An 8553-nucleotide genomic window follows, 5' to 3' on the forward strand; every position below is an offset into this window, starting at 1 on the left:
CCGCGCCCAAGCAGAAGGTCAAGGTCGATTTCGAGATCGGCGACACCGTCAAGGTGCTCGACGGCCCGTTCGCGAGCTTCAACGGCACGGTCGAGGGCCTGGACTTCGACCGCAGCCGCGTGAAGGTGTCGGTAAGCATCTTCGGCCGCGCCACGCCGGTGGAGCTGGAGTTCGAGCAGGTCGAGCGCAGCAAGTAAGCCGAAGGCTTACAGCGACCGGCGCGAGACCGGCCGGCGGGCGCCCGAGCCGTGAAGCGGCGAGGACGACCCGTCCGACGTCACGGGATTTACTCCCGTGACCCTACTTCTTCTTGCTGCCTACCTTCTGAGACAAGGCGGAACCGGCAGCTGTTTTCGAGTTCTTGCCGGTGCGGCCGTCCTGCAGCACCTTCGACGCGGCGTGAGCGGCTTTCGGGCCGGTCTTCTTGTCTGCCATCGAACCCTCCTGTTGGAACAGGCGCAGAACGGAAGCGCCCTCTTTTTGTTCCGAACCTCCACTCTCCCCGCTTTACTCCCGCCGTCACGCCGCTAGCGTCCGCCGCATCCAGCGACGGAGCGCCCTTTGACCAACCGGCTCTATTACGGCGACAACCTGGACGTGCTGCGCGAGCACGTCGGCTCGGCGAGCGTCGACCTCGTCTATCTCGACCCGCCGTTCAACTCGAACGCCAACTACAACATCCTGTTCAAGTCGCCCGCCGGCGCGTCGTCGGACGCGCAGATCGAGGCGTTCGAGGATACGTGGCATTGGAACGACAAGGCGGAGGATGCCTTCGATCAGGTCGCGCGCAGCGGCAACACCAAGGCGTTCGACCTGCTGAACGCGATGCGCGGCTTCCTGGGCGAGAACGACATGATGGCGTATCTGGCCATGATGGCGATCCGCCTGATCGAGCTTCACCGCGTGCTGAAGCCGACGGGCAGCCTGTACCTGCACTGCGACCCGACCGCGAGCCACTATCTCAAGCTGCTGCTGGATGGGGTATTCGGGGCGGATAATTATCGGTCTGAGATCACTTGGTTGAGGTCGCGCAATCCGAAAGGCTCTCAACACGAGAATAGTCAGTGGGGGAGCGCTACGGATACGATCTTCTTCTACGCTAAATCCCGAGCCACGAAGTTAAATATCAACGCCGCTAAGCGGCCGACCGAGGAGCGCGAACTCGTAAAGCGCTACCCTCACGTCGATACTTACGGCCGTTGGGCTGACGGCCCCATACTCCGTTCAGGCAGCATGGGTCCACGCCCGACGCTTGTATATGAGTACCATGGCTTCACTCCCGGTCCAGCAGGCTGGCGCTGTACAATCGACAAATTGCAGGAAATCGATGCCGCGGGGGATCTGTACTGGACTGCAAGTGGTGGCCCACGTCGTAAGGTGCGCCCTGATGACAACGAACTCGACCCCTTAAGCTCATGCTGGACTGACATCCCGCCTATCAACTCGCAAGCTCAAGAACGCCTCGGCTACCCCACCCAGAAGCCCCTCGCCCTCCTCGAACGCATCATCGCCGCCTCGTCCAACCCCGGCGACATCGTCCTCGACCCGTTCTGCGGCTGCGGCACCGCGGTCCACGCCGCGCAGAAGCTCGGGCGGCAGTGGATCGGCATCGACGTCACCCACCTCGCGATCAGCCTGATCGAGAAGCGGATGCGCGCTGCCTTTCCGGCCGCTAGCTTCACCGTCGAGGGCACGCCCAAGGACCTCGCCGGCGCGGAGGACCTCGCCGCGCGCGACAAATACCAGTTCCAGTGGTGGGCGGTGTCGATGGTCGACGCAATGCCGTTCGGCGGCAGGAAGAAAGGCGCGGACGGCGGGATCGACGGCATCATCTATTTCAAGCCGGACGGGAAGAAGACGGAAAAGGCGATCGTCAGCGTGAAGGGCGGCGACAATGTCGGCGTGCAGATGATCCGCGACCTCCACTCCGCGATGGAGCGCGAGAAGGCGCCGATCGGCGTGTTCATCACCAAGGCGATGCCGACGACGGCGATGCTGAAGGAGGCCGCGGCGGTGGGCCGCTTCCACTCGGAGGCGACGGGCAAGAGCTATCCCCGCCTCCAGATCCTCACTCTCGCCGAACTGATGGTGCAGGGCAAGAAACCCGACATCCCGTACGTCGACCCCGGCGCCGCGTTCAGGAAGGCCGGGCGCGAGGACACTGCCAAGCAGGGTAGCTTGTTGTAGCCACGCCCGGTCGGGCGGAACCGGTCGCCACTCGCGCCCTCTCCGACATTGCAAGACCGAGGCTCATCCGCTATGGCGCGCACCTTCCACATCGATGGAAAGCCTTTCGCGGGAGGGCGCAGTCCGCGCCCGCCATCACCGCTAAACTTGGAACAGAGTGACTCATGGCGAAGAAGATCACCGGCTACATCAAGCTACAGGTGCCCGCGGGCGAGGCGAAGCCCGCGCCGCCGATCGGCCCCGCGCTTGGCCAGCGCGGCGTCAACATCATGGAGTTCTGCAAGAGCTTCAACGCGCAGACGAGCGCCGGCGACACGGCCAAGGGCACGCCGCTGCCGACCGTCATCACCGTCTATGCCGACCGGTCGTTCTCGTTCGAGACCAAGACGCCGCCGGCCAGCTACCTCATCAAGCAGGCGGCCGGGCTGAAGTCGGGTTCCAAGGAGCCGGGCAAGGTGTCGGCGGGGAACATCAAGCGGTCGCAGCTGTCGGAGATCGCTCAGGCCAAGATGAAGGACCTGAACGCCAACGACATCGAGGCGGCGACGAAGATCATCGAAGGCTCCGCGCGCGCGATGGGCCTGCAGGTTGTGGAGGGCTGAACGATGGCGAAGCTGAGCAAGAAGCAGAAGGCGAACGCGATCAACCCCGAGCAGCTGCACAGGGTCGACGAGGCGATCGCGCTGGCCAAGGCGAACGCGTCGAGCAAGTTCGACGAGACGATCGAGGTCGCGCTGAACCTGGGCGTCGATCCGCGCCACGCCGACCAGATGGTGCGCGGCGTCGTCAACCTGCCCAAGGGCACGGGCAAGACGGTGCGCGTGGGCGTGTTCGCGCGCGGGGCCAAGGCGGACGAGGCGCGCGCGGCGGGCGCGGACGTGGTCGGGGCCGAGGACCTGATGCAGACGATCCAGGACGGCACGATCGAGTTCGACCGCTGCATCGCGACGCCCGACATGATGGGCATCGTCGGCCGGCTGGGCAAGGTGCTCGGCCCCAAGGGCCTGATGCCCAACCCCAAGCTCGGCACCGTCACGATGAACGTGACCCAGGCCGTGACCGACGCCAAGAGCGGCCAGGTCGAGTATCGCGTCGAGAAGGCGGGGATCATCCACTCCGGCATCGGCAAGGCGAGCTTCCCGGCCGAGGACCTGCGCGCGAACTTCGACGCGCTGCTCGACGCGGTCGTCCGCGCCAAGCCGTCGGGCGCGAAGGGCCGGTATCTGAGGAAGGTCGCGCTGTCCTCGACGATGGGGCCGGGGATCAAGGTCGACACCAGCGAGATGGCGGGCGCCTGACGCCTGATGCCGGGGCCTGACGCCGGGCGGCGGAGGGTCCCGGCCCTTCGCCGCCCCGTTGCCCCCGATAGCCCGAGGCGCGGCGGCTATACCGCCTTGCGTCCGAACCCGCCGGTCGCGAGGCGGCGCCCGACCAGCGGGTTCGCCTCGCGTTCCAGCAACGCCAGCGTGTCGCGGAACAGCGGGCGCAGCTTCACGACATGCTCCACCGCGAGTTCGGGCGTGTCCTGCCGCTCGACGCAGTCGCGCGCGAACACCTCGATCGTCTCGGCGAGGTCGGCGAGCGGTTCGGCGCCGAACTGGCGCGCCTCGCCCTTCAGCGTATGCGCCGGGATGACGATCGCGACGGGATCGCCCGCGCGCACCGCCGCCTCGATCGCCGCGACCGACTTCACGCCGTCCTCGCGGAAATAGCCCAGGATCCGCACGAAGCCGGAACCAAGCTCCGCCCGGCACCGGCCAAAGGCCGCCCAGTCGACCAGCATCTCGTCGCTCACCGCCACCCAATTCCTCCCGAGCCCGGGCGCGAATGCCGTTCGAAGGCTTCCGCTCCGGCCTAGGCCCGCGCGCGTAAACGGATCGTTACGCAGGCGCCCGCGATCGCACCCGTTTCGGGTCCGAACGGAGCCAGCCGGGTTCGATCCCGCCCGGATCAATGGCCCCACCCGGATCAATGGCCCTTATCGAACGGGTTCTTGGGCGCGCGCAGCGTCAGCCGCACCGGCACGGCGCCAAAGCCCAGGTCGCGGCGCAGCCCGTTGACCAGATACCGCTGGTAGCTGGTCGGCAGCTCGTCCACCCGCGTCCCGAACAGGACGAAGCCGGGCGGGCGCGTCTTGGCCTGCGTCATGTAGCGCAGCTTGATCCGCTTGCCGCCGGGCGCGGGCGGCGGGTTCGCCTCGATCGCGCGTTCGAACCACCGGTTGAGCTCGCCCGTGCCGACCCGCTTCGACCACGCCTCGCGCGTCTCGAAGGCGGCGGCGATCAGCTGGTCGATGCCCTTGCCGGTCGCGCCCGACACGGTCAGCAGCGGCACCCCCTTCACCTGCGCCAGCCCCTCGTCCAGCGCCTTCTTCACGCCGTTGAACAGCGACGAGGCGTCCTGCGCCACGTCCCATTTGTTCAGCGCGATCACCAGCGCGCGGCCCTCCTCCAGCACGCGGTCCGCGATCCGCAGGTCCTGCGACTCCAGCCCCAGCGTCGCGTCGAGCAGCAGCACCACCACCTCGGCGAAGTCGACCGCGTGGAGCGCGTCGGCGACCGACAGCTTCTCCAGCTTGTCCTGCACCTTGGCGCGCTTGCGCATTCCCGCCGTGTCGATCAGGCGCACGGGGCGCGTCTCGCCCGAGCCGGGATCGCGCCAGTCCCAGTCGACCGCGATCGCGTCGCGGGTGATGCCGGCTTCCGGCCCGGTTATCATCCGGTCCTCGCCCAGCATCCTGTTGACCAGCGTCGACTTGCCCGCGTTGGGCCGGCCGACGATCGCGAGCTTCAGCGTGGGGTCGAGCGCGTCGTCCTCGTCGGGCACGCGCTCCAGCCCCTCGATCAGCGGCAGCAGCGCCTCGAACAGGTCGACGATCCCCTCGCCATGCTCGGCCGACAGCGGCACCGCGTCGCCGAACCCCAGCGCCAGCGCCTCCAGCAGCCCCTGCTCGCCCGCGCGCCCCTCCGCCTTGTTGGCGACGAGGATGACGGAGGTGGTGGAGGCGCGCAGCCAGCGGGCGATCTCCTCGTCCAGCGGCACCAGCCCGGCGCGCGCGTCGATCATGAACAGCGCGACGTCCGCCTGCGCCACCGCGGTCTCGGTCTGGTGCCGCATCCGGCCGGGCAGCGAGGCGGCGTCCTGGTCCTCGTAGCCGGCGGTGTCGATGACCCGGAAGTCGAGCCCGACGAGATGCGCGTCGCCCTCGCGCCGGTCGCGGGTCACGCCCGGCCGGTCGTCGACCAGCGCCAGCTTCTTGCCGACCAGGCGGTTGAACAGCGTCGACTTGCCCACGTTGGGCCGTCCGACGATCGCGACGAGGGGAAGAGGCATGGCCGCGCGATACAGCAGGCGAGCACCGGAACCAACCGCCGTGCCTCCCCCGGAGGGGGGCGGGGCGCGGGCGACCGGTCCGTGTGCGGAAGGCTACCCCTCCACCAGCTGCGCTGGTCCCCCTCCCCCTCCCGGGGGAGGATCAAGGGGCGTGGACCGTCGTTCCCCTTTCGGAAGGGGATGAGCGGGGAGGCGACCGTCGTTCCTCCTCCGGAGGGGGAGGTGGCCGGCGGAGCCGGACGGAGGGGTAGCGGGCCGCGGGCGATCGGTGCGTGTGCGGAAGGCTACCCCTCCACCAGCTGCGCTGGTCCTCCTCCCCCTCCGGGGGAGGATCAAGGGGCCGCGCCCGGCGGTTCAGCGGTACGCGCTGATCCGGCCGCGCTGGTCGATGAGGTAGAGGGTGGCGTTCGCGACCACCGGGGGGAGCGTATAGGGGGTCGTGCCCTTTTCCAGCGTCACGACCGCGCCGTCGGCGGGCGAGCGATAGGCGATCTGGCCGAGCGAGTTGGTCAGGATCAGCCGCCCGCCCGCCAGCACGGGGCCGAACCAGGTGACGGCGTCCTTGCGCGCCTTTTCCTTGCGGTAGTGCTGGAGCTGGGCGATCCACCTGACCTTACCGGTGGCGCGCGCGACGCAGACCAGCCGCGCGTCGTCCGTCACGATGAACAGCCACTCGCCCGCGATCCAGGGCGTCGATATGCCCGCGAAGTTCTGTTCCCAAACCCGCTGGCCGGTGGAGATGTCGACCGCGACCATGCGTCCGCCCTGGCCGACCGCGTACACGCGCCCGTCCTCGATCACCGGATCGGCGTCGACGTCGGCGATGCTCGACACCGACGTCGTGGCGGACGTGCGCGACAGCGCGTCCTGCCACAGCGTCCGGCCGTTCTCGTAGCGGTACGCGTTGAGCTCGCCCGACGAGAAGCCCGCGACGACCGTCCCCTGGCTGGAGGCGGGCGCGGCGACGCCGAACACGCCCTGCGACTCGATGCTGGCGGTCTGCGTCCAGGCGACGGTGCCGTCCGCCTCGCTCAGCGCGAACAGCTGGTTGTCCTGGCTGAGGATATAGACGTTGCCGTTGGCGAGCGTCGGCGATCCGCGCAGCGGGCCGCCCGGCTTGACGCGCCACAGCTGCTTGCCGTCCGCCGCCGCCAGCGCGACCACGTCGCCGAGCCCGTCGGTGGCATAGACGCGCCCGTCCTCCACGCTGACGCCGCCGCCGAACCGTGCCGCCCGGTTCTTCTTGCCCGACGCCAGCGGCACCTGCCACAGGGCGGCGCCCGAGTTCGCGTCGATCGCGTGGACCACCGCGTCGACGTCGATCGCGAACAGCTTGCCGCCGTCGATGACGGGCGCGGCGCCCAGCCGGGCGCGATCGGTGCCGCCGGTGATCGACGACGTCCATATCCTGCGCGGGCTGGCGGCGAGCGCGAGCTGGCCGTTGGACTTGTCCGCGCTGCCGCCGGCCTGCGCCCAGCCAGGGTTGAGCTCCGCGGGCGGCAGCGAGACCGCCACGGCGGCGAGCGACTTGTCGACCTCCGCCGCGTTCTCGCTCACCAGGATCGGCACGCGCTCGCCGATCGTCGGCGTCTTGTGCCCGCCGCCCTTGAAGATCCCGCACCCCGCAAGGCCCATCCCCAGCATGCCCGCCAGCATCAGCCGGGCAGCGATCGTCTTCGTCATGTCGCGGGCTTGTCCTGTCCTTGCGGGGCGGCCGCCGCCCCCCGTCCCTGCGGCGCAACCGCCGCGTCGTTCAATTGCGGCGCAACCGCCGCGCCTCCCGGCTGCGGGGCGGCATCCGCCCCGAGCGCACTCGCCATCTGGGCCGCGCGCTGGCGCAGCGTCGCGGGCGCGCCGTCGTCGCCCGCGATCTGCCCGAACAGCGCGGCGGCGAGGTCGCGCTTGTTCATCCGGACATAGGACAGCGCGACGAGCTCGCCCGCGCTGCCGAACCAGGGACTGCCCTTCATCGCCAGCGAGCGCAGCCGGCTCACGACCGCGTCGGGCTTCAGCGTGTCGAACTCCGCCGACGTCCGGCGCACCAGCGCGAGGTCGCGCAGCGGGGCCGCCACGCCGTCGTCGTCGGCGATCGAGGCGAACAGCCTGGCCGCGGCGGCGTTGTCGCGGCGGCTAAGCGCGATGTCGGCCTCCGTCATCCGCGCCAGCGCGCGATAGCCCGGCCCCGCATCGCGCGCGATCGGCGTCAGCGCCGCGCCGGCGGCCTTCGCATCGCCGGCGCCGAGCCTGTCGAACGCCGCCTGCAACCGCTCGCCCTCCACGCCGCGCCGCGCCTCGCGATGCCCGCGCCACCACAGGCCGAGCCCGATCGCGAGCAGCAGCGCGAGGACGCCGGCGACGATCGCCACGCCATGACGCGACCAGATGTCGGCCATCCGCTCGCGGCGCACCTCCTCGTCCACCTCGCGGTAGAAGGCTCGGTTGCTGGTGTCGGACGTGACGGGCTTCACAGCCAAGATGGGACTCCGGACGGGGGAAAGGGGCGATCCATAGCGTCCGCTCCCGCGAAACGAAAGGGTCGGACCGGTCGCGCGCCCGGCGCGGGGATCGCGCGGGCGGCGGCGGCGTCCCCCCGGCACTGGCCGGCGCCTGCGCGAGGGAGGTTCAGGGTCTGGCGGCGTAGACCTGGTCCGGGCCGGGAAAGGCGCGCGACCGGACCTCGTCCGCATAGCGCGCGGCGGCGGCGTCGATCCGCGCGGCCAGGTCGTCGTACCGCTTCACGAAGCGGGGCGTCCGCTCGAACAGCCCCAGCATGTCCTCGGCGACCAGCACCTGCCCGTCGCACCGGACGGACGCGCCGATGCCGATCGTCGGGCACCCGACCGCGCGGGTGACGGCGATCGCGACGTCCTCCACCACGCCCTCCACCAGCACGGCAAAGGCGCCCGCGTCCGCGACGGCGCCCGCGTCGGCGACGATCCGCGCGGCCTCCGCCTCGTTGCGCCCGCGCGCGCCATAACCGCCCAGCACGTTCACCGCCTGCGGCGTCAGCCCGACATGCGCCATGACGGGGAT

The 8553-nt window shown here is 69.9% G+C and carries 10 protein-coding genes; 4 read left to right on the plus strand and 6 right to left on the minus strand.

Features of this window, described 5'->3' with window-relative positions; translation table 11 throughout:
* A partial coding sequence (locus tag HUV01_RS09125; protein WP_174297973.1) for a KOW motif-containing protein occupies positions 1-197 on the plus strand: 197 nt, incomplete at its 5' end.
* A gap of 103 nt (positions 198-300) precedes the next feature.
* On the opposite strand, the gene HUV01_RS15325 is transcribed toward HUV01_RS09125, so the two are convergent.
* Positions 301-435 (minus strand): hypothetical protein, encoded by a 135-nt coding sequence (locus tag HUV01_RS15325; protein WP_302480038.1) that lies wholly within the window; start codon positions 433-435, stop codon positions 301-303.
* Between the two features lie 126 nt (positions 436-561).
* On the opposite strand from HUV01_RS15325, the gene HUV01_RS09130 reads away from it, so the two are divergent.
* The 3 genes from HUV01_RS09130 to rplA all read left to right on the plus strand — a co-directional run bounded on the left by HUV01_RS09130 (position 562) and on the right by rplA (position 3485).
* Entirely contained in the window at positions 562-2187 is a 1626-nt protein-coding gene (locus tag HUV01_RS09130; protein WP_174297974.1) for a DNA methyltransferase, read from the plus strand.
* 164 nt (positions 2188-2351) lie between these two features.
* The gene (gene rplK / locus HUV01_RS09135; protein ID WP_174297975.1) at positions 2352-2789 is read left to right on the plus strand and encodes a 50S ribosomal protein L11; all 438 of its coding nucleotides are present in this window, start codon (positions 2352-2354) and stop codon (positions 2787-2789) included.
* A gap of 3 nt (positions 2790-2792) precedes the next feature.
* Positions 2793-3485, plus strand: coding sequence for a 50S ribosomal protein L1 (rplA, locus tag HUV01_RS09140; RefSeq protein WP_174297976.1), 693 nt, complete (start codon positions 2793-2795; stop codon positions 3483-3485).
* Between the two features lie 86 nt (positions 3486-3571).
* On the opposite strand, the gene HUV01_RS09145 is transcribed toward rplA, so the two are convergent.
* From HUV01_RS09145 to HUV01_RS09165, 5 genes are all read right to left on the minus strand, one after another.
* Positions 3572-3970, minus strand: coding sequence for an Hpt domain-containing protein (locus tag HUV01_RS09145; protein ID WP_174297980.1), 399 nt, complete (start codon positions 3968-3970; stop codon positions 3572-3574).
* Positions 3971-4155: 185 nt separating this feature from the next.
* Positions 4156-5520, minus strand: coding sequence for a ribosome biogenesis GTPase Der (gene der / locus HUV01_RS09150; RefSeq protein ID WP_174297977.1), 1365 nt, complete (start codon positions 5518-5520; stop codon positions 4156-4158).
* A gap of 354 nt (positions 5521-5874) precedes the next feature.
* The gene (locus tag HUV01_RS09155; protein WP_174297978.1) at positions 5875-7203 is read right to left on the minus strand and encodes a PQQ-binding-like beta-propeller repeat protein; all 1329 of its coding nucleotides are present in this window, start codon (positions 7201-7203) and stop codon (positions 5875-5877) included.
* Positions 7200-7988, minus strand: coding sequence for a hypothetical protein (locus tag HUV01_RS09160; protein ID WP_368040014.1), 789 nt, complete (start codon positions 7986-7988; stop codon positions 7200-7202). The genes HUV01_RS09155 and HUV01_RS09160 overlap by 4 nt, the downstream gene beginning before the upstream one ends.
* A gap of 154 nt (positions 7989-8142) precedes the next feature.
* A partial coding sequence (locus tag HUV01_RS09165; RefSeq protein WP_174297979.1) for a 3-methyl-2-oxobutanoate hydroxymethyltransferase occupies positions 8143-8553 on the minus strand: 411 nt, incomplete at its 5' end.

It is taken from the genome of Sphingomonas bacterium (assembly GCF_903643035.1).
GTDB lineage: Bacteria > Pseudomonadota > Alphaproteobacteria > Sphingomonadales > Sphingomonadaceae > Sphingomonas.